21 protein-coding genes and 1 riboswitch are annotated in these 19559 nt (G+C 61.0%); of the genes, 4 read left to right on the top strand and 17 right to left on the bottom strand.

Going from position 1 to position 19559, the window contains the following annotated elements:
- Positions 1 to 15: 15 nt before the first annotated feature.
- Positions 16 to 1167 (bottom strand): MFS transporter, encoded by a 1152-nt coding sequence (locus tag LC094_RS10705; protein ID WP_226552737.1) that lies wholly within the window; start codon positions 1165 to 1167, stop codon positions 16 to 18.
- Between the two features lie 271 nt (positions 1168 to 1438).
- Here LC094_RS10705 and LC094_RS10700 point away from each other — a divergent pair, with 271 nt between their 5' ends.
- The 4 genes from LC094_RS10700 (at position 1439) to LC094_RS10685 (ending at position 4301) form a co-directional block, all read left to right on the top strand.
- Positions 1439 to 2065: a 50S ribosomal protein L25/general stress protein Ctc gene (locus LC094_RS10700; protein ID WP_226552735.1), complete on the top strand. Its 627-nt coding sequence runs from the start codon at positions 1439 to 1441 to the stop codon at positions 2063 to 2065.
- A 135-nt stretch (positions 2066 to 2200) separates the two neighbouring features.
- The gene (gene pth, locus LC094_RS10695) at positions 2201 to 2881 is read left to right on the top strand and encodes an aminoacyl-tRNA hydrolase (RefSeq protein ID WP_226552733.1); all 681 of its coding nucleotides are present in this window, start codon (positions 2201 to 2203) and stop codon (positions 2879 to 2881) included.
- Complete coding sequence (locus tag LC094_RS10690) at positions 2878 to 3915, top strand: DUF2332 domain-containing protein (protein WP_226552730.1); 1038 nt, start codon at positions 2878 to 2880, stop codon at positions 3913 to 3915. The genes pth and LC094_RS10690 overlap by 4 nt, the downstream gene beginning before the upstream one ends.
- 11 nt (positions 3916 to 3926) lie before the next feature.
- Positions 3927 to 4301 carry a DUF2237 family protein gene (locus LC094_RS10685; RefSeq protein WP_226552728.1) on the top strand — a complete coding sequence of 125 codons (375 nt, stop codon included), beginning with the start codon at positions 3927 to 3929 and terminating at the stop codon, positions 4299 to 4301.
- 49 nt (positions 4302 to 4350) lie between these two features.
- Here the strand turns inward: LC094_RS10685 and trpB are convergent, their stop codons facing one another.
- The 16 genes from trpB to LC094_RS10605 form a co-directional block, all read right to left on the bottom strand.
- Positions 4351 to 5601, bottom strand: a complete 1251-nt coding sequence (trpB, locus tag LC094_RS10680) for a tryptophan synthase subunit beta (protein WP_226552727.1) — start codon at positions 5599 to 5601, stop codon at positions 4351 to 4353.
- A 100-nt stretch (positions 5602 to 5701) separates the two neighbouring features.
- Positions 5702 to 6343, bottom strand: coding sequence for a phosphoribosylanthranilate isomerase (locus tag LC094_RS10675; protein WP_226552725.1), 642 nt, complete (start codon positions 6341 to 6343; stop codon positions 5702 to 5704).
- A 22-nt stretch (positions 6344 to 6365) separates the two neighbouring features.
- A complete protein-coding gene (locus tag LC094_RS10670) occupies positions 6366 to 6713 on the bottom strand; it encodes a LapA family protein (RefSeq protein ID WP_226552723.1) in 348 nt (115 codons plus the stop codon).
- Between the two features lie 18 nt (positions 6714 to 6731).
- The gene (gene ihfB / locus LC094_RS10665; protein WP_167601791.1) at positions 6732 to 7013 is read right to left on the bottom strand and encodes an integration host factor subunit beta; all 282 of its coding nucleotides are present in this window, start codon (positions 7011 to 7013) and stop codon (positions 6732 to 6734) included.
- Positions 7014 to 7409: 396 nt separating this feature from the next.
- Positions 7410 to 9089, bottom strand: coding sequence for a 30S ribosomal protein S1 (gene rpsA / locus LC094_RS10660; RefSeq protein ID WP_226552721.1), 1680 nt, complete (start codon positions 9087 to 9089; stop codon positions 7410 to 7412).
- Between the two features lie 242 nt (positions 9090 to 9331).
- Entirely contained in the window at positions 9332 to 9841 is a 510-nt protein-coding gene (locus LC094_RS10655; RefSeq protein ID WP_226552719.1) for a BLUF domain-containing protein, read from the bottom strand.
- A gap of 198 nt (positions 9842 to 10039) precedes the next feature.
- Complete coding sequence (locus LC094_RS10650; protein ID WP_226552717.1) at positions 10040 to 10612, bottom strand: nitroreductase family protein; 573 nt, start codon at positions 10610 to 10612, stop codon at positions 10040 to 10042.
- Positions 10613 to 10849: 237 nt separating this feature from the next.
- The gene (locus tag LC094_RS10645) at positions 10850 to 11797 is read right to left on the bottom strand and encodes a hypothetical protein (RefSeq protein WP_226552715.1); all 948 of its coding nucleotides are present in this window, start codon (positions 11795 to 11797) and stop codon (positions 10850 to 10852) included.
- Complete coding sequence (locus LC094_RS10640) at positions 11794 to 12402, bottom strand: (d)CMP kinase (RefSeq protein ID WP_226552713.1); 609 nt, start codon at positions 12400 to 12402, stop codon at positions 11794 to 11796. Before LC094_RS10640 ends, LC094_RS10645 begins: the two co-directional genes overlap by 4 nt.
- 63 nt (positions 12403 to 12465) lie before the next feature.
- On the bottom strand, positions 12466 to 13815 hold the full coding sequence (gene aroA / locus LC094_RS10635) for a 3-phosphoshikimate 1-carboxyvinyltransferase (protein WP_226552711.1): 1350 nt from the start codon (positions 13813 to 13815) through the stop codon (positions 12466 to 12468).
- Between the two features lie 99 nt (positions 13816 to 13914).
- Positions 13915 to 14688, bottom strand: coding sequence for a tRNA (guanine(46)-N(7))-methyltransferase TrmB (gene trmB / locus LC094_RS10630; RefSeq protein ID WP_226552710.1), 774 nt, complete (start codon positions 14686 to 14688; stop codon positions 13915 to 13917).
- Positions 14689 to 14775: 87 nt separating this feature from the next.
- Positions 14776 to 15222, bottom strand: a complete 447-nt coding sequence (locus tag LC094_RS10625) for a DMT family transporter (RefSeq protein ID WP_226552708.1) — start codon at positions 15220 to 15222, stop codon at positions 14776 to 14778.
- Positions 15223 to 15241: 19 nt separating this feature from the next.
- Positions 15242 to 15706: a preQ(1) synthase gene (gene queF, locus LC094_RS10620; protein ID WP_226552706.1), complete on the bottom strand. Its 465-nt coding sequence runs from the start codon at positions 15704 to 15706 to the stop codon at positions 15242 to 15244.
- Positions 15707 to 15765: 59 nt separating this feature from the next.
- Positions 15766 to 16947: a methionine adenosyltransferase gene (gene metK / locus LC094_RS10615; protein ID WP_226552704.1), complete on the bottom strand. Its 1182-nt coding sequence runs from the start codon at positions 16945 to 16947 to the stop codon at positions 15766 to 15768.
- An 8-nt stretch (positions 16948 to 16955) separates the two neighbouring features.
- Positions 16956 to 17006: riboswitch (SAM-SAH riboswitch) on the bottom strand.
- 36 nt (positions 17007 to 17042) lie between these two features.
- Entirely contained in the window at positions 17043 to 18557 is a 1515-nt protein-coding gene (gene lnt / locus LC094_RS10610; RefSeq protein WP_226552702.1) for an apolipoprotein N-acyltransferase, read from the bottom strand.
- 5 nt (positions 18558 to 18562) lie between these two features.
- Complete coding sequence (locus LC094_RS10605) at positions 18563 to 19510, bottom strand: transporter associated domain-containing protein (RefSeq protein WP_226552700.1); 948 nt, start codon at positions 19508 to 19510, stop codon at positions 18563 to 18565.
- Between the last annotated feature and the right edge of the window lie 49 nt (positions 19511 to 19559).

Here is a 19559-nt window from a genome sequence, read left to right as displayed (position 1 = left end):
GGCCTCTGTGCCGCCTCAGTCTTTTCGCGTGGGCAGGCTCAGAATCGCCGGGAGGATCAACCCGATGAGCCCTGCCACTACCAGAAAGGCCACACGCAATCCGAAATGTTCGGAGAGATAGCCAATCGAGGTCGGCCCGACGAAAAAGCCGACAAAACCGATCATCCAAGCGCGGGAAATGGCCATGTCGCGTTGCCTGCGATGGCTGAGCTTGCCCAAAAGCGAGGTCGCCGTCGGCACGATCACCGCCAGCCCGGTGGCCATGAGCGCGATCCCCAGCAAAGCCATGCCCTGTGTCGGCGCCTGAGACAAGGCCACCGCGCCGCACATGCCGATGAGGCCCGACCAAAAGATCACGCGGCGCTCGCCCAAACGCTCCGTCGTCAACTGCCCGGCCAGTCGAAACGCGGCCATGGTAAACCCCAGCATCGCAGGCCCGAATCCCCCCTGCCCCGGCGCGCCGCCCAATTCGCGTTCCAGAAACAGCGCCGACCAAGTCTCCACCGTGTTTTCACTCACGAAGGCGACAAACATCATCAGAGCGATCAACAGGATCGCCCGCCAAGGCAGCCTATCGGGCGTCGGGCTCTGATCCTCGTCTTCCGCGACAAAGCCCCGACGTTCGATCGTCAAAATCCCCGCCGCAAAAATCACCACGCTCATCAGCGGCAGCACCTGTTCCAGCGCCATCCCGCGCGCGCGCATCGCCCCGACCGCCAGAGAGGCCATCCCGAAGCAGAGGGAAAACATCGCGTGATTGAGGTTCATGAGATGAAGGCCGTGCTGCTCCTCAAGGCTGGAAATCCGCAAATTGGCGTTCACGTCGAAACTCGCTACAACCATGCCCAAAACCAGCATGACGGGAAACAGGCTCAAGGGGCTGGTCACCAAAACCGGCAATTGCAACGCGATGAGCGAGCACAGGCCAAGGACCGGCAAGGCCAGCCGCCCGAGTTTTTTGTTGAGCGCCGGAGCAAGATACATGGCCAACATACCGCCTGCCGCCGAGCCCAAAAGCGCCAGCCCGAAGACGGCATCCGAGGCCTCGGCGCGCATTTTGACCACGGGCACCATGGCCGCGAATGTGCCCCACAGAAACCCAGTCGCCCCCAGAGCCGCCAAAGGCGTACGGGAAACGGTGATGGCCTTAAGGAGAGATTGTGACATGGTTTGATCCTCTGCATTTGGCCCGATGGAAGTCTTTATGGGATTCTCAAAGCGCTTTGAGAAATTGTTTTACAGGTAAGAGGGATGGTCCGCTGGACACAACAGATTTTTCACGCCACCAAGGCAAAGCCCCCCAAGAGGCCCCTTTGCGGGAAACCATGCGGCCCTGGCAACAAAAGCCTTCCCATTTCACCGATTCCCGTGTAAGGCCACGACTTCACGCGGGACTACAGCCTTGGAGGAGTCCCGCCCTATTTATGGAGAATTCAAAATGGCTGGTGAGATTCCTGATCTTATTGCCTTGGAACGTACGGGGACAGGCAAGGGCGCCGCTCGTCAGGCTCGTCGCGACGGTCTGGTTCCGGGGATCGTTTACGGTGATGACAAAGAACCGCTTCCGATCAACATCAAATTCAACGAGCTGCTGAAGCGCCTGAAACAAGGCCGTTTCCTGTCCACGCTCTTCAACCTCAAAGTTGAAGGCCAGGACGACGTCCGCGTGATCTGCCGCGGCGTTCAGCGTGACGTTGTGAAAGACCTTCCGACTCACGTCGACTTCATGCGTCTGCACCGCAACTCCCGCATCAACCTCTTCATCCCCGTCGAAATCGTCGGCGAAGAGGCCGCTCCGGGCATCAAACGCGGTGGCGTTGTGACCCACGTCCGTACCGACGTCGAGCTGATCGTGACCGCTTCCGACATTCCGGAAAAAATCACCCTCGACATCACCGGCGGCAACATTGGCGATGTGTACCACATCTCCAACGTGACCCTGCCGGCTGGCGTGAAACCGGTCATCGAACGTGACTTCGTGATCGCCAACATCGCAGCCCCGGCCGGTCTCGGCGGTGGTGCATCCGATGAGGACGAAGCTGCAGAGGCCGCTGCAGAGGAATAATCCTCCGCAGCCTCTGGCGAGATTTGAAACGCGGGTCCTTCGGGGCCCGCGTTTTTCGTTGTGGCCTTTCGCATGTCAGGGGGACTCGCAAATCCGGCGCAGAGGCTTTAGGTGTCATGTCCAAAGGAGACCCGCATGAAACTCTTCGTTGGCCTCGGCAACCCCGGCGCGAAATACGCGCACAACCGTCACAATATCGGCTTTATGGTTCTGGACCGGATCGCCGAGGATCATGGATTTGGCCCGTGGCGGGCGAAGTTTCAGGGCCAGATGACCGAGGGGCGTCTGGGCGGCGACAAGGTGATTTTGCTCAAGCCCGAAACCTTCATGAACCTCTCGGGCCAAGCCGTCGGCGAGGCGATGCGGTTCTACAAACTCACCCCCGCCGATGTGGTGGTGTTCCACGATGAGCTGGATCTGGCGCCTGGCAAGGTGCGGGTCAAATCCGGCGGCGGACATGCGGGGCATAACGGGCTGCGTTCGATCCATCAGCATATCGGTGCGGAGTATGACCGCGTGCGGCTCGGCATCGGGCATCCGGGGCATAAGGACCGTGTGGCACCCTATGTGTTGTCGGATTTCGCCAAGGCCGAACAAGACTGGCTCGACGATGTGATCCGCGGCTGCTCCGATGGTGCCGCCGCTCTGGCCGATGATGAGCCTGCAAAGTTTTCCAATGCGGTCGCGCTCAGAACCGCACCGCCGCGCAGCTCGACCGGGACCAAACCGCAAAAGGCGCAACCGGCAAAAACACCGGAACCGCCCGCCGAGGACACCCGCTCGCCGCTGCAAAAGCTCAAAGACAAATTCCAATGAGGTGGTGCGCGGCGTTCCTCGATCAGGCCCGCGCCTGCCGGAACCTTGGTTCGCCGTTCACCGCCACGCTGCTTGAGGGGTTTGCCAATCTCGGCCTGCCCGCCGGCCCCATAGCCAGGCGCATCACCACTTGGCCCGGCGACATTTCCGGCCATGGCGCCTCTGTCCCGCTGCGTCTGGCGGGCGCTTTGCATGGGCTTGTGATTGAGGGGCAAGACCCGGAATTGGCCTCATTCTACCCGCCGCATGGCCCGACAGAGGCGGAGCTGCACGAGGCCGCCTGTGCCGCCATCTCCCGACATGAGAGCTATGTCAGTGAACGCCTGAACGATGCGCCGCAAACCAACGAAGTGGCCCGGGCGGCAGCGCTGATCCTTGCGGCCGATGCTTTGACCGAACGGTTTGACCTGCCCTTGGTTCTGTCGGAATTGGGCGCGAGTGCGGGGTTGAACCTGAATTTCGACCGCTTTCGCCTCTGCGCGCCCGGCGGGGATTTCGGCCCCTCGGACAGCCCCGTGATCTTGACGCCCGATTGGCGCAGCCACGCGCCAAAGCCACAGGGATTTACCGTCGCAGACCGACAAGGCGTGGACCTCAGCCCGCGTGATCCGGTGTCGGAACGGCTCAGGCTTTTGTCCTTCATCTGGCCCGACCAGTCGGCACGGTTCAAGCGCATCTCTGCCGCGCTCGATCTGGCCGCAAAGCATCCGCCGCGCGTGGACCAAGCCGACGCCATCGATTGGCTAGAGGCGAGACTGTCGCAACGCTTGGACGGGCGTCTGCATCTGGTTTACCATACGGTGGCTTGGCAATATTTCCCGCAAGACACCCAGGATCGGGGGGAGGCCTTGTTGGCGGAAGCCGGCGCGCGCGCCACGGAAGACGCACCACTCGCGCGCCTTGCCATGGAGGCCGATGGGCATGGACCCGGTGCAAAGCTGACGCTCACGCTTTGGCCCGGCGGTACAGAATACGACCTCGGGCGGTTCGATTTTCACGGGCGCTGGATCGACTGGATCGCGCCACAACTGTGATGGAGATCAAAATGGAAAAGGCCCCTTCCCTCAATGTCTTGGGCGGCACGCTCGCGCCCTGCTCCACCGATCCTGTGACTGGATTTTTCCGCGATGGCGCCTGCAACACCTGCGCCGAGGATCATGGCAGCCACACGGTCTGCGCGGTGATGACGGCGGAGTTTCTGGCCTATTCGAAGTATGTCGGCAATGACCTGTCGACCCCGCGCCCGGAATATGGCTTTGCCGGTCTGAAACCGGGGGATCAGTGGTGCCTCTGCGCCGCGCGGTTCCTCCAAGCCCATGACGAAGGCTGTGCGCCGCAGGTGACGCTGGCCGCCACGCATTTGCGAGCGCTAGAGATCGTGCCTTTGGACATTTTGCGACGCCACGCTGCGGACGCATAAAAAAAGCCGCCCCAAGGGACGGCTTTTGCCAAAGACTTTCAGAGTGCGATCACTCCATGTCGCGGCCTTCTTCACCTGCGAGGTCCGCGCCCAGATGGCGCGCCACGGTGAAGATGTCTTTGTCACCCCGCCCCGAAAGGTTCACAACGATGATGTGATCCTTCGGCAAATCGCCCGCGATTTTCATCACATGGGCCACCGCATGGCTCGATTCGAGCGCCGGGATGATACCCTCCGTGCGGCAACAGAATTGGAAGGCCTCAAGCGCCTCCTTATCCGTGATCGACACGTAAGTCGCGCGCTTGGTGTCATGCAGCCAGCTGTGCTCCGGCCCGATCCCCGGATAATCCAGACCCGCAGAGATCGAATGACCTTCGAGGATTTGCCCGTCTTCGTCCTGCAACAGGTAGGTGCGGTTGCCGTGCAAAACGCCCGGACGACCGCCCGTCAGAGAGGCGCAATGCTCCATCCGGTCGTCAACGCCGTGACCACCGGCCTCGACGCCGATGATGTTCACGCTCTCATCGTCAAGGAACGGGTGGAACAGCCCCATGGCGTTCGAGCCACCACCCACAGCCGCCACGAGCGTATCGGGAAGACGACCTTCGCCTTCTTGCTCGGCCAGCTGCCAGCGGGTTTCCTGACCGATGATGGCCTGATAATCGCGCACCATCGCCGGATAGGGGTGCGGCCCCGCCACCGTGCCGATGCAATAAAACGTGTCGCGCACATTGGTCACCCAATCGCGCAGCGCGTCGTTCATCGCATCCTTAAGCGTGCCGCGACCGGACTCCACCGGCACAACCTTGGCGCCCAAAAGCTGCATGCGGAAGACATTCGGCTTTTGCCGCTCCACGTCGGTGGCGCCCATGTAGACGATGCACTCCAGACCGAATTTGGCACAGACCGTCGCCGTCGCTACGCCGTGCTGGCCCGCGCCGGTTTCAGCGATGATCCGGGTTTTGCCCATACGACGCGCGAGCAAAATCTGCCCCAGCACATTGTTGATCTTATGCGCGCCAGTGTGGTTCAACTCTTCGCGCTTGAGATAAATCTTCGCGCCACCCAGCTCGTCGGTCATCTTCTCCGCAAAATAGAGCGGCGACGGACGGCCCACGTAATGCTTCCAGAGATCGCGCATCTCTTCCCAGAACGCCGGATCGTCCTTGGCCTTGTTGTATTCCTCTTCCAAGGAGAGGATCAGCGGCATCAGTGTCTCCGACACGAACCGCCCGCCGTAGATACCAAAGCGGCCCTTCTCGTCGGGGCCACTCATGAAGCTGTTGAAAAGATCGTTCATCGCGATGCTCCTTTGCGGATCTCACAGGATGTAGCGCAGAGGCCCGGCACCGTAAAGCGCGCCCGTTTCCTTTGCTGCAAAAATACTCATGGATTGCCGGTCAAGCCGCGCGGATTGCCTCGATAAAGGCACGGATTTTCGCCGCATCCTTGACCCCCGGCGCGCTTTCCACGCCGGAGGAGACATCCACCTGCTTCGCACCCGTCATCTGGATCGCCAAGACGACATTCTCCGGCGTCAGCCCGCCCGCCAGCATCCAGGGCCGGTTCCAGGCGCGTTTGGAAATCAGCCGCCAGTCAAAGGCCAGACCATTGCCACCCGGCAAGTCCGCGCCTTTCGGGGCTTTGGCATCGACCAAAAGCTGGTCGCAGACCATGCCATAAGCGTCGAGCGCGGGCACGTCTTCGGCGGTTGCCACGCCCACGGCCTTCATCACCGGCAAGCCGTAGCGCGCGCGCACGTCCGCAACCCGCTCCGGGCTTTCCTTGCCGTGAAGCTGCAACATATCGAGCGGCACCTCTGAGGTGATGCGGTCGAGTTCCGCATCTGTCGGATTGACCACAAGCGCCACTTTCGCGACGCCCACCGGCACTTCCATCGCCAGATCGCGTGCGGTGGCGACCTCGACGTGACGCGGGGATTTCGGAAAGAAGACAAAGCCCAAGTACTGCGCCCCTGCGTCCACGGCAGCGGCGACCGCCTCGGGCGTTTTCAGCCCGCAGATTTTTACGCGTGTGTCCATCAGTCTGTCCGGGGCTCGCGGGTCAGCGTTCCAGCAAAGCGAGGACTTCGTCGCCCTCTTTCTTCGCCTTGTCGGTTTTCAGCTTGCTCACTTCGCGGGCCAACTGTTCCTTCTCGCGCTTATGCGTCGAGGCGGCGGAGCGGTGTTTGTATTCGCGCATCCATTCCCAGACGAAGCCGATCAAAAGCCCCGCTACGATGGCACCAAAGATCACCACAAAGAGCGGCAGGCTGATCGACATCGACACGCCGCTCAGCACTGCCAAATCGGCGGGCAGAAGATTGAGGGTCACCGTGCCCCGGTTCGCGATGGCAACAGTCACCAACACCACGGCAAGCGCCGCGAGAAAAGCGTAACGGATGTATCGCATGGGGAGGCCTCTATCGTCTTATTCGTCGTTCAAACGGTCGCGCAGCAGCTTACCGGTTTTGAAGAACGGCACGTGTTTTTCCTCAACAGGCACGCTCTCGCCGGTGCGCGGGTTGCGCCCCATTCTGGCATCGCGCTTCTTGACGGAAAACGCGCCAAAACCGCGCAGCTCCACCCGATCGCCACGCGCCATCGCTTCGATGATTTCCTCGAAAATCGTATTTACGATACGCTCCACATCTCGTTGATAAAGATGCGGGTTCTCGTCGGCGATCTTCTGGATCAGCTCGGACCGGATCATGAAAGTCCCCCCTTACATATCAGGCGCTTTTTGCGTTCTCATCTCATGCAGCAACATCGTCGTCCGCATGTGTTTTTCATAGACTGACTATAGGATGGGATCACGATCCGGGGAAGCGTCTCGTAGGGGACGGAGCAAGATTTTTTTGCCCTAATGTGCTGAGTTTTAGCCTAAAAATCCAACTTGCCGATGCGAATCTGGGCTTTTCCCCGCACCACCCGATTTGCCGCGTCGCGGCAAAGGCCAAAGCGATTCGGGCCACTTTGCGATGGCAAACCGCTTTTCCGCTCTGTTTCACTGCAAAATTCAGACGAAAACGATTTTTACCGCACGAAAGAGATCACATAAAAAAGGCCCCGCAAAAGCGGGGCCTTTCTATCAGTCTCTCGGAGGAGATTACTCGTCGCCGGACTTCAGAGCCGCGCCGAGGATATCACCCAGGGACGCGCCGGAGTCGGAGGAACCGTACTGTTCGACGGCTTCTTTCTCTTCCGCGATTTCGCGTGCTTTGATGGACAGACCCAGACGACGGGTTTTCTGATCCACGTTGGTCACGCGCACATCGATGTGGTCACCGATCTGGAAGCGCTCGGGGCGCTGTTCCGCACGGTCACGGGACAGGTCGGAGCGGCGGATGAAGGATTTCGCACCTTCATATTCCACTTCGATGCCGCCGTCTTCGATGGCGGTCACGGTCACGGTCACGATGGAGCCGCGCTTCACGCCCTCAACCGCACCGGAGAAGCTGTCGTCGAGAGCTTTGATGGAGAGAGAGATACGCTCTTTTTCCACGTCCACTTCGGTGACGACGGCTTTGACCATGTCGTTCTTGTGGTAGTTCTGGATGGCATCCTCGCCACGCTCTTCCCAAGACAGGTCGGAGAGGTGAACCATGCCGTCGATGTCGCCCGGCAGACCCACGAACAGACCGAATTCGGTGATGTTCTTGACTTCGCCTTCGACCACAGTGCCTTCCGGGTGAGTCTCGGCAAAGAGCTCCCACGGGTTGCGCATGGTTTGTTTGAGGCCGAGGGACACGCGACGCTTGGACGGGTCGATCTCGAGCACCATGACTTCCACTTCTTGGCTCGTGGAGACGATTTTGCCCGGGTGGACGTTCTTCTTGGTCCAGGACATCTCGGAGACGTGAACCAGACCTTCAACGCCAGCTTCCAGCTCAACGAATGCGCCGTAGTCGGTGATGTTGGTCACGCGGCCGGTGTGCACGGATTCGAGCGGGTATTTGGCTTCAACAGAATCCCACGGATCGTCCTGCAGCTGTTTCATGCCGAGGGAGATACGGTGAGTGTCTTTGTTGATCTTGATCACCTGAACCTTGATCGTCTCGCCGATGGAGAGGATCTCGGACGGGTGGTTCACACGGCGCCATGCCATGTCGGTGACGTGCAGCAGGCCGTCGACACCGCCGAGGTCCACAAAGGCACCGTATTCGGTGATGTTCTTGACGACACCGTCAACGGTCTGACCTTCGGTGAGGTTGCCGATGACTTCAGCGCGCTGTTCTGCACGGGACTCTTCGAGGATCGCACGACGGGAGACAACGATGTTGCCACGACGACGGTCCATCTTGAGGATTTGGAACGGCTGCTTGAGACCCATGAGCGGGCCAGCGTCGCGCACCGGACGGACGTCGACTTGGGAGCCCGGAAGGAAGGCAACAGCGCCGCCCAGATCGACGGTGAAACCGCCTTTGACGCGGCCAAAGATGGCGCCTTCGACGCGCTCTTCGGAAGCGTAGGCTTTTTCGAGACGATCCCAGGCTTCTTCGCGACGGGCTTTGTCGCGGGAGATGACGGCTTCGCCACGGGCGTTTTCAACGCGGTCGAGGAACACTTCGACTTCGTCGCCAACGGCCACGGAGGGTGCTTCGCCCGGGTTGGAGAATTCTTTCAGATCAACGCGGCCTTCCATTTTGTAGCCGACGTCGATGATGGCTTGACCTGCTTCAATCGCGATCACTTTGCCTTTGACAACCGAGCCCTCGGCCGGGGTGTCAATTTCGAAGCTTTCATTCAGGAGGGCTTCGAAATCCTCCATAGATACGTTCTGAGCCATGTGGTCTCTAGATTCCTTTTCATACGTTTATGCGGGCCGGGCGGTTGTCTCCACCGGTCTTGATTTCAGATTGCCTATAAAACCAACGCTCAGAAGGCACTGCGGGAAAAACACAAATCAGGGCCGAAGCTGTTCTTCGACCCTGCCCGGAGTGTCTTGATGACGTCTGATGGCCTCATAGACTGGCGCGCGTATAGGCGCGAATCCCGTGAAAAGCAAGGGAAATCAGCTTTGCCCCGCCCTCACGCCAATCCGTCGAGACGCTCAAGATAGGCTGCGTCGTTTTCGCCCGAGAGCCGCGCGTAGGGGAAGGCGGAGCCGTAGGTGGCGACGCTGGTGGCGGTTTTGGCGAAGAGTGCGATGAGTTCGCGGGCGCGATCGGGAGTGATCACCGGATAGCTGTTGTCCTCCTGCAGCCCTAACTCCTGCTCGAAACCGAGGATCGAGTCATAGGACATCGACCAATCGGCAAAGGGCGAGGTTTCCATAGCCTCTTCGTGCAGCAGAATCTCTACATTCTGATGCCGGTCGTCAGCCGCGATGCGGGTCATGAGCGCGTCGATATGCAGCACCGGACCGTGCAGCGCCTGAAAGAACTGCTCGTCGATGCGCAGCAGGATGCCGGTCACATCATGATCGGCATTGAATTTGATGGCGGTCCGCAGGATGTCGAGATCCGAGGGGTGAAAATCTTCATGGCGGGCAACAGAACGATACAGAACTTGTACATAGGGGGTTACGCGGCGCTCCATATCGGGTCCTCCTCGCGCAAAAGTCCAACTGCACAGTCCATGCAGTCGCGCGAAATTGCCCCAGCGTAAGGGAACAGGCAAGATAAATTCGCACAGCACTGTTCAAAAAAGAAAAGGTGGCCGCAAAATTTTGGCCACCTCCATCAAAGTCACATATATTTTAGCACAGCTGAGCACCTCAAAAGATCACGCTGCGGCTCAATTCAAATCCGTGACCAGATCATAGGCTGGCGTGCGAACCTTTTTGAGCGGCAAAAGCCAATCGCTCTCGGCCTGTCGCGTGCCAAGCGCAAGCGCCACGACGGATTTGAGGCCTTTGTCTTTCAACCCGAGAATCTCATCGAATTTCGCGTTGTCGACCCCCTCCATCGGCGTGCTGTCGACCTCAAGCTCGGCGGCGGCAGCCAGCGCAAAGCCCAGTGCATTATAGGTCTGACGTGCGGCGTGATCGAAATTCACGTCATCCGGGCGCGGCAGGTAAGACGCCTTGAGCGTGTCGTAATAGGTGTCGAGTGCCGCCTCGGTGCCCGGACGTTCGACCGCATGACGGGCCACGACCGCATCGATCCGCGCCTCCGTGTAGGTGTCAAACGCGGCGAAGACCAAGAAATGCGAACTGTCCGTCACCAAATCCTTGGCATTGGCCGCCGCTTTGAGTTTGGATTTCAGCTCGGCGTTGCGGATGACGAAGAGGTGAAAGGGCTGAAGCCCGGACGAAGTCGGCGCCATGCGGATGGCTTCGACGATCCGGGCCACTTTGGCCTCGTCCACCGGTTTCTACCGGTCCATAACTTTGGTGGCATAGCGCCAGTTCAATTTGTCGAGAAACATGAGATGTCTCCAAGAGAGGTTGCGTTGCCCTCAATCTGCGCGCACCTGCAGCGACACACAAATCTCCCGAAACGCACATCCCGCTCCACCCTTTCCGCAGAGTTTTGTTTTCATTAAACAAAAACGCGCCGTTTTGCCCCGGCGCCGATGCCGCTGAGCAGAAACGATCCGCTCACCTCATGAAATATCTGACAACCCAAGCCGGTCGGCATCAAATCCGATCTCCGCAAAGCGGCGCATGACCTGCGCCTCGAACTCCGGATCGTCCAGCCACAGGCATTGCGAGAAATACCAAGTGAGAAATTTCGTGTAATCACGCCTGCCCGCCAAAGCCTGCTCCAGCGCGGGGGCGAAGTCCTCCGGCGTCCGCACGATCCCCGCCACCTGATCGAAATCGGCGCGCGCGAACAAAAGCGTCGGCGTGCCATGCAGGAAGCCTTCGAGAGAGGCCGCCGAATTGGCCGAGACCGTCACCGCCGCCTGACGCAACAGGTCATGCACATTGGCGTTGGTCTTGATCGGCCTGTAACCCAGCTCTTTCAGGCCCTTGATCACCTGCACACCTTCGTCTTTGCGGATCGGATGCGGTTTGATGTAGACGGGACGCCCGCCCGCACCCTCCAGCACAGTGCGCAGCATCTCATCGAGCCCCATATAGGCATGCCCGCGACGATAGGGCGGCGGGCCTTGCAGAAAGACCACGATGCCCTCTGGGTCGATTTCCTCAACGGATTTCTTTTGATGATAGCGCGAGTTGCGCTGGTCGGAAAACCGCACCCTGAGCGTGGCCACATAGGCCTCCGCCTCCACCGGATCGACCGTCTCTGGATCGAAAGGGCGTTCGGCGATAGAGCTGTCGGCCAGCACGCCTTTGGGGTCCAGATGCCAGCAGCCCTCAAGATAGGCCAGCGCAGAAATCAGCACATCCGGATGCGGTTTGCGGGCATTGTCAACGACATGAAGGTTGCCGTCCGGCGCTGTGGGCGGGAAGCGTGGGGCGATCTCCACCCTGCCGCCGCGCCGTTCGATCATGCGTTTGAGGCGCGGATAAAGCGACGCCATCTTGCCCGCCTCCAAGGCCGCCCTCTCGTGATCGGGCAGATGGAGGACGAGCTTGGCCGTCATCCCCGCCGGGCCTCGATCAGGGCGATCACCTGAGCCACCGCCTCGTCGATGCTCATCTCGGTCGTGTCGATCACGGTGGCATCGTCGGCGGGTTTCAAAGGCGCTGTGGCCCGCGCCGCGTCGCGCTCGTCGCGTTCACGCAGGTCTTCCAAGACGGCCTCCAAAGAGATGTCTTCGCCCTTCGCGACCAATTCCTTATGCCGCCGTGTCGCGCGCACCTCGTCGGAGGCGATGACATAGAGCTTCACTTCGGCGTCCGGGCAAATCACCGTACCGATGTCGCGCCCGTCCAAAACGGCACCGCCTTCACGACGGGCAAAGGCCTGCTGAAAGTCCACCAAAGCGGCGCGAACTTCGGGCACGGCGGCCACGCGCGAGGCGGCCTGTCCGGCATCGCCCGAACGCAGATCGTCACGCTCCAAATCCTTCGCCGTCAGGGACTCTGCCGCCTCGATCGGCGTCAGCCCTTCGAATGTCTTCGCCCCTGTCGCACGGTACAAAAGCCCCGTGTCGAGATGGGCAAATCCGAAATGCTTGGCGACAGCTTTGGAAATCGTGCCTTTGCCGGCGGCGGCGGGGCCATCGATGGCGATGCAGAAACTCATGTGAACCTCCAGTTCGGGAGACAAGTTCTGACTCAGCCGCGCGGGCGTGTCAATTTCCGCGCTTCAGTTGTTCCGCGTCACATAGGCGCCGAGGTCTGTCATCAGCTTCTCGAAAACCGGGAAAGAGGTGGCAATCGGGCTGCCGTCATCGACCATCACCGGCTCTTTCGAGGCCATGCCCAGCACGAGAAAGGACATCGCAATCCGGTGGTCGATATGGGTCGCGCAGGTGGCGCCGCCTTTGACGCCGTTCGCCCCCTGACCATGGACGATCAGCGTGTCCTCGTCCTCTTCGATGGTCACCCCGCAAGCCTCAAGCCCGCGCGCCATGGCGTCGATGCGATCCGATTCCTTGACGCGCAATTCCTTGACGCCCCGCATCACCGTGGTGCCCTCGGCATAGGCCGCAACCACCGACAGGATCGGATATTCGTCGATCATCGAGGCGGCGCGTTCGGGCGGCACTTCGATGCCTTTGAGTTTCGAGTATTTCACGCGCAGATCGGCCACCGGTTCGCCGCCCTCTTCGCGCTCATTCTCGAACGCGATCTCGGCACCCATCTCGACCAACGTCGTGTAAAGCCCGTTGCGCGTCAGGTTCTGGCTCACGCCCGGCACGAAAATATCCGAGCCTTCGACGATCAACGCCGCACAGACCGGGAAAGCCGCAGAGGACGGATCGCGCGGCACGGCGACCTCTTGCGGGGTCAATTCGGGGCGGCCGGTGAGGGTGATTTTATTGTAGCCCTCGGGGGTTTTCTCCGTGACGACCTCGGCCCCAAACCCCGTGAGCATGCGCTCCGTGTGGTCGCGGGTGGCTTCTTTCTCGATCACCACGGTTTTGCCCGGTGCGTTGAGCCCCGCAAGCAAAACTGCGGATTTCACCTGCGCGGAGGGCACCGGCGTCTCATATTCCACCGGCACCGGATCAGCAGCGCCCACAAGCGTCAGCGGCAAACGTCCGCCAGAGCGCCCAACCGACCGCGTCCCGAAGAGCGCCAAAGGATCGGTCACCCGCGCCATCGGCCGTTTGCGCAAAGAACCGTCGCCCGTGAAGGTCGTGCAAAAATCATATGTCGCCACGCAGCCCATGATCAGCCGCACCCCCGTGCCCGAGTTGCCGCAATCGATGATGTCTTCGGGCTCCGTGAACCCGCCAACGCCCACACCATGCACGGTCCATTCGCCCGCGCCCTCGCGCACCACATCAGCGCCCAAGGCCTGCATCGCCTTGGCGGTGTCGAGCACGTCTTCGCCCTCCAACAGCCCGGTGATCTTGGTCTCGCCCACCGCCATTGCACCGAAAATCAGCGCCCGGTGCGAAATGGATTTGTCGCCGGGCACCGCAGCCGTGCCTTTCAAAGGCCCGTTCTTGCGCGATGACATCGGGATCGGGGTGCCGTGGCTGGACATGGGTCGTTCTCCTCACATTCTCCGGAGACCTGATAACGCAAGCCCGGCAGGCGGTCTATCGGCTGTCTTCATTGCAGCCAAAATACTCAGATGTTTCCGTCAGTTTTTGCGAAAGGTCATGTAATGCGGCGTGCGGCCTTCGCGGATCGCCTTTTTCTCGTAACGCGTCGAGAACCAATCCGACCACGGCTTGCGCCAATCCTCGGCGCTCTCGCCCAGCCATTCAAACCCTGCGCGCGGCACCTCTTCCATGGTCTGGCGCACATAATCCGGAATGTCGGTCGCCACCCGGAATTCCGCACCGAGTTTCAGCGCGCGGTAGAGCGGCTCGAGATGCTCTGCGGTCACGAAACGACGGCGGTGGTGACGGGCTTTCGGCCAGGGATCGGGGTAGTTCAGAAAGGCTTTGTCGAGACTTTCGTCCGGCAGCACATCAAACAGATCACGTGCATCACCCGCGTGGATCGCCACATTGTCGAGGCCGCCCACACGACGGATATGACCGAGGCACGACGCCACGCCATTGACATAGGGCTCACAGCCGATGATCGCCACATCGGGATAGCTCTGCGCCATATGGATCAGATGCTCGCCAGCGCCAAAGCCAACCTCGAGCCAAACGGGTTTGCCGCCGAACCGCGCGCTCAGGTCGAGCTTTTCGCGCTCCGGGTTTTCTTCCCAGGTCACCGGCCCCGGGGCAAGTTTGGGCAGGTCCTCTTCGAGGTAATCCTTTTGCGCCTGATTGAGCGTCTTGCCGTGAATACGGCCATAGAAATTGCGCCACGGAGCACCGGAGGTGTGGCCGCTTTCGTGTGCGCCGGAGGCGTGACCACCCTCTTCGGCTCCTGATTGGTGCTGTTGATCGTCAGACATGGAAAACCCCGCGTGTTACGGCGGGGCTTTTGCCAAGAAACGGACTGGAAAGCAATGGAAAGCAATCCAGACTGACCGGACCCGCCCTCAGGCCCGCTGAATCATGTAAAGCCCCGCCGCCATGGTCAGCATGCCTGCGGCGCGCATCGCGGAAATCGGCGCCCGCGCGGCGCCGAACAGACCGAAGTGGTCGATGACGCCCGCAGAGAGAATTTGCCCCAAGAGCACAAAGAACACCGCATTCCCCACGCCGAAGCGGGGCGCGATCGTGGTGATCGAAAGGATGTAGAAGGCAAAGAGCACACCCGCGAAAAACAGATGTGCCGGTTGGTGCAACAGCTCCCGGACCGGCACGGGCGGGCCAAGAACGGCGCGATAGACAAAGATCGAACTGAAGGCGACAACGGCGAAGACCAAGGCCGCCAAAGCAGGTGACCCCAAGCGCGCGCCCAGTTGCGCGTTCAAGGCGGCAAAGATCGGAATGCCGATCCCGGCCATGAGCATCACCAAAGGGTCGCGCAGGGTCTCGGACATCTCGGCCTCCTGTTGGCGATTACCCGCGCCCACGGTAAGGCGGCACGCCCTGATCGGGGATCCAGACGTCTTTTGGATCCGGTCCCGAGGCCCAAAACACGTCAATCGGAATGCCTCCGCGCGGATACCAATAGGCGCCGATGCGCAGCCACTCGGGGTCGAGAAACTCGGTCAGGCGCTTGCCGATATAGACCGAGCAATCCTCGTGAAACGCGCCGTGATTGCGGAACGAGCCGAGGAACAGCTTGAGCGATTTGCTCTCCACCAGCCATTTGCGCGGGATGTAGTCGATCATCAGATGGCCGAAATCCGGCTGGCCGGTCATCGGACAGAGCGAGGTAAACTCGGGCGCTGTAAACCGCGCCACATAGCGCTGGCCCTCATGGGTGTGCGGCACACGTTCGAGCACCGCTTCCTCAGGGGAGGCCGGCAAAGCAGTCGCGCCGCCGAGTTGTGTCAGGCTGGATGTGTCTGTCTTAACCATGGCTCTCTCTGGCTCCAAAATAAAAGGGCGGGAAATCCCGCCCTTTTGTCTATGGCCGATCAGACCGCGTTGTTCAACGCTTCTGCCAGATCGGTAAGTTCCCAACTGAACCCACCGTCGGCCTCGGGCGCACGGCCGAAATGGCCGTAGGCGGCGGTGCGTTGGTAGATCGGTTTGTTCAGCGCCAGATGGGTGCGGATGCCGCGCGGGGTCAGGTCCATCACCTTCGGGATCGCGGCTTCGATCAATGCCTCATCGACTTTGCCCGTGCCATGCAGATCGGCATAGATCGACAGGGGAGCAGCCACACCGATGGCGTAGCTGAGCTGGATCGTCGCCTTGTCGGCCAGCCCCGCCGCCACGACGTTTTTCGCCAGATAGCGCGCAGCATAGGCAGCCGAACGGTCCACTTTGGTCGGATCCTTGCCGGAAAACGCCCCGCCACCATGCGGTGCTGCGCCACCATAGGTGTCCACGATGATCTTGCGCCCGGTGAGCCCCGCGTCGCCATCGGGGCCGCCGATGACGAATTTGCCGGTCGGGTTGACGTGCCAGACCGTGTTCGCGGTCAGCCAGCCGTCGGGTAGCACCTCTTCGATGTAGGGCGCCACGATGGCGCGCACGTCGTCAGAGGTCAGGCTTTCGTCCAGATGCTGGGTCGACAACACGAGCGAGGACACCTCGACCGGCTTGCCGCCTTTGTAGCGCACGGAAAGCTGCGCCTTGGCGTCTGGGCCCAACACCGGCTCGGTGCCGTTTTTGCGCACCTCGGCCAGACGGCGCAGAATAGCGTGAGAGAATTGGATCGGGGCGGGCATCATCGCCTCGGTCTCATTCGTCGCGAAGCCGAACATGATGCCCTGATCGCCGGCGCCCTCGTCTTTGTTGTCCGCGGCATCGACGCCTTGGGCGATATGGGCGGATTGTTCGTGCAGGAGGTTCGTCACCTCCAGCGTCTTCCAATGGAACTTGTCCTGTTCATAACCGATGTCGCGTACACAGTCGCGCACGATACCGTCGACCTTGTCCATGTAGCCGCGCAGCTTGTCCTGATCGGTGAGGCCGATCTCGCCGCCGATGACGACGCGGTTCGTGGTGGCGAATGTCTCGCAGGCGACGCGCGCTTCGGGCTCTTCGGAAATCAAAGCGTCGAGGACGGCATCGGAAATGCGGTCGCACACCTTGTCGGGGTGACCTTCGGAAACGGATTCCGAGGTGAATACGTAGTCTTGGCGGGACATGGGGGTCGTGCTCCATTAGATTATGTCGCCCACACGTCAGGAAGCCGTTGTGTGGGCCGTTGATGAACATGCGATATGCCGCTGGCGGGAGGGGGTCAATCGGTTTTTCTGCCGGGCCCCCTCCGCGTTCCTGCCCATCCTGCTATCACAAGGAGGATTAACAAAGCCCAAACGGGCGCTTCTTTAAGCTGCATATAAGGGGTCTCGGTGAGCTTTCCGGGCAGCGGCGCAGTGAAGGCACCGGAGCTGCCCAGAGGGATTTGCGCCAAGACCTCGCCACGCGCATTAATGAGCGCAGAGACGCCGGTGTTGGCGGCGCGCACCATCGGCAACCCGGCCTCGATCGCCCGGAACCGCGCCTGCGCAAGCGCTTGTTGCGGCCCGGAAAATTTACCGAACCACGCATCATTGGTCATCTGCAACAGCCAATCGGGCCGGGCCTCCGTGCGCAGATCGCGCGGAAAAATCGCCTCGTAGCAAATCAGCGGCAGGGCCTGCCCCAAGGCGCCCGTATCGAACAGCTCAGGGCCCGGACCGGCGGAATAGCCATAGCCATTTTGCGCGGTGAAGGCCCGCAGCCCGATCCGTTCCAACAGCCACGGCAAAGGCATATATTCCCCGAAGGGCACGAGGTGATGTTTGTCATAGCTTTCGATCACCTGCCCCGCCTCATCGAGGTGAATGGCGCTGTTGTAACCCTGCATCCCGTCGACTCGGTTGAGACCGACAACGGCGCGGGCGGGGGCGGCCACTTCGGCAATCTCGCGCAGATAGGGACCGGCGGCGTAGAGCGGGGCTGCGACGGAGGTCTCGGGCCAGATCACCAGATCGGCGGGGGCTTCGGAGGCATCGGGCGCGGTCAGGTCGAGCGCGCGATTGTAGAAGACGGGGATGTAATCCGGGTCCCATTTGAGGTGCTGCGGCGCGTTGGGTTGCACCACGCGAATGTTATGCGCGGCGTCCGGGGGCATCGGTTGCGACAGGCGGTAGGCCCCGCCGATCCATGTGGCGATGAAACAGACGACCGCCAGCGCCGCCACCCTGCGGGAGCGTCGCAGCACCACATGGGCCAAAAGCGCGGCATAGGCGAAACTCAGCGCGGTGAGCGCATAGGGGCCGATGAAGGCGGACACCTGCGCGATGGGGGTGTCGAGCCAGATGTAGCCGGGCATGGCCCATGGGAAGCCGGTGAAGACATGCCCCCGCGCCAGTTCCATAAGCCCCCAGAACGCGGCCAAACCCGGCAAGCCGGTTTTGAGTCGTTTTGCCAAGAAGAAAGCCAAGGCCCAGAACAGCGCCAGGCCGCCCGCCATGAAAAACAGCGCGAAGGGGATCATCCAGCCGTGCCGCCATGGCTCGACCAGAAAGGGGTTCACGATCCAGCTGAGCGAGATCAGAAATGTCGCGAGCCCGACAAGCCAGCCGCGCAGGGCGGCCTGTTTGGGGGTGAGCGCCATGCGCCAGCTGATCGCCGCCATGGTGAGGCCGATCAGAGCCACCGGCCAAAAGCCCAAGGGCGCCTGTCCGGCGGCGATCAACAGGCCTGCGCCTGCGGCAAAGGCCCGCGGCGGTGTGATCACGTGCCGCAGGCGAGACAGGCGAAGTGCCATGTGTTTCAGGCCTCGGTCTTGGGTTTGACGGCGGAAGGAAGACGCACGCGGATGCGTTTGATCCGGCGCGGGTCGGCGTCGATGATTTCGAACGCGGCCCCTGATGGATGCGGGATCACCTCGCCACGCGCGGGCACGCGGCCCGAGAGCAAAAAGACCAAACCGCCCAGCGTATCGATCTCCTCGTCCTCTTCCTCATCGGCAAGACGCAGGCCAATCGCGGCCTCGAACTCGTCCAGAGGGGCTTTGGCCTGAGCGATAAACACGCCGGGGGCGGTCTGGCTCCAGAACACATCCTCGTCGATGTCGTGCTCGTCTTCGATTTCGCCGATCACCTGTTCGACCAGATCTTCGAGCGTCACCAACCCATCCACACCGCCGTATTCGTCGATCACCAGAGCCATATGCATCCGGTCCGACTGCATCTTTTGCAGCAGGATGCCGATGGGCATGGAGGGCGGCGCGAAGATCAGCGGGCGCAGCATTTTCTTGAGGTTGAAACGCTCCGCGCCCTTGCCGTTAAAGCCGTGCTGAAGCGCGAAGTCTTTCAGGTGCACGAGGCCCACGGGCGTATCGAGCGTGCCTTTGTAGACCGGCAGACGGGTCATGCCGCTTTCGCGGAAGACCTGTACCAAATCCTCTTTTCGGATGTCGGAGGGAACGGCGACGATATCCGCTTTCGGCACGGCCACATCATCCACACGCATGCGGCGCAGGTTGACCATGCCCGGGCGCTGCGCAGGCGGGACCTGTGCGGCAGGGGCCGGTGTGTCAGCAATCGTCGGGGTTTTAACGGGTTTAGAGGAAAACGCCGCCTTGATGCGATCGAACCAACCTGCGGATTTTACACCTGTGGGGATCTTTGTGTCGTTCGCGTGGCTCTGCGTTTTACTTATGGGGTCCGTTGGCGCGCTCTGCGCTGCCATAGAAGACCCAGGCTCAGTGTCGCCCATGTGCCCTTTCCAACATACGTCCTTTCAATTTGTGGCGGCCCAAACGTGG

It is taken from the genome of Celeribacter naphthalenivorans, from assembly GCF_020524585.1.
In the GTDB taxonomy this organism is placed as follows: Bacteria; Pseudomonadota; Alphaproteobacteria; order Rhodobacterales; family Rhodobacteraceae; genus Celeribacter; species Celeribacter naphthalenivorans.
The sequence above is the reverse complement of the archived record's forward strand: the minus strand, read 5'-3'. Positions and strand labels throughout refer to the sequence as shown.

Bases quoted from the DNA above. Each gene is read 5' to 3' on its own strand.
- ihfB (WP_167601791.1), bottom strand. From the start codon at position 7,013: ATGATCCGGTCCGAGCTGATCCAGAAGATCGCCGACGAGAACCCGCAT.
- metK (WP_226552704.1), bottom strand. From the start codon at position 16,947: ATGTCCCGCCAAGACTACGTATTCACCTCGGAATCCGTTTCCGAAGGT.
- LC094_RS10700 (WP_226552735.1), top strand. From the start codon at position 1,439: ATGGCTGGTGAGATTCCTGATCTTATTGCCTTGGAACGTACGGGGACA.
- LC094_RS10675 (WP_226552725.1), bottom strand. From the start codon at position 6,343: ATGGACACACGCGTAAAAATCTGCGGGCTGAAAACGCCCGAGGCGGTC.
- queF (WP_226552706.1), bottom strand. From the start codon at position 15,706: ATGGTTAAGACAGACACATCCAGCCTGACACAACTCGGCGGCGCGACT.
- LC094_RS10670 (WP_226552723.1), bottom strand. From the start codon at position 6,713: ATGCGATACATCCGTTACGCTTTTCTCGCGGCGCTTGCCGTGGTGTTG.
- LC094_RS10640 (WP_226552713.1), bottom strand. From the start codon at position 12,402: ATGAGTTTCTGCATCGCCATCGATGGCCCCGCCGCCGCCGGCAAAGGC.
- LC094_RS10685 (WP_226552728.1), top strand. From the start codon at position 3,927: ATGGAAAAGGCCCCTTCCCTCAATGTCTTGGGCGGCACGCTCGCGCCC.
- pth (WP_226552733.1), top strand. From the start codon at position 2,201: ATGAAACTCTTCGTTGGCCTCGGCAACCCCGGCGCGAAATACGCGCAC.
- LC094_RS10655 (WP_226552719.1), bottom strand. From the start codon at position 9,841: ATGGAGCGCCGCGTAACCCCCTATGTACAAGTTCTGTATCGTTCTGTT.
- LC094_RS10645 (WP_226552715.1), bottom strand. From the start codon at position 11,797: ATGACGGCCAAGCTCGTCCTCCATCTGCCCGATCACGAGAGGGCGGCC.
- LC094_RS10705 (WP_226552737.1), bottom strand. From the start codon at position 1,167: ATGTCACAATCTCTCCTTAAGGCCATCACCGTTTCCCGTACGCCTTTG.
- lnt (WP_226552702.1), bottom strand. From the start codon at position 18,557: ATGGCACTTCGCCTGTCTCGCCTGCGGCACGTGATCACACCGCCGCGG.
- LC094_RS10625 (WP_226552708.1), bottom strand. From the start codon at position 15,222: ATGTCCGAGACCCTGCGCGACCCTTTGGTGATGCTCATGGCCGGGATC.
- aroA (WP_226552711.1), bottom strand. From the start codon at position 13,815: ATGTCCAGCCACGGCACCCCGATCCCGATGTCATCGCGCAAGAACGGG.
- LC094_RS10605 (WP_226552700.1), bottom strand. From the start codon at position 19,510: ATGGGCGACACTGAGCCTGGGTCTTCTATGGCAGCGCAGAGCGCGCCA.
- trpB (WP_226552727.1), bottom strand. From the start codon at position 5,601: ATGAACGATCTTTTCAACAGCTTCATGAGTGGCCCCGACGAGAAGGGC.
- LC094_RS10690 (WP_226552730.1), top strand. From the start codon at position 2,878: ATGAGGTGGTGCGCGGCGTTCCTCGATCAGGCCCGCGCCTGCCGGAAC.
- trmB (WP_226552710.1), bottom strand. From the start codon at position 14,688: ATGTCTGACGATCAACAGCACCAATCAGGAGCCGAAGAGGGTGGTCAC.
- rpsA (WP_226552721.1), bottom strand. From the start codon at position 9,089: ATGGCTCAGAACGTATCTATGGAGGATTTCGAAGCCCTCCTGAATGAA.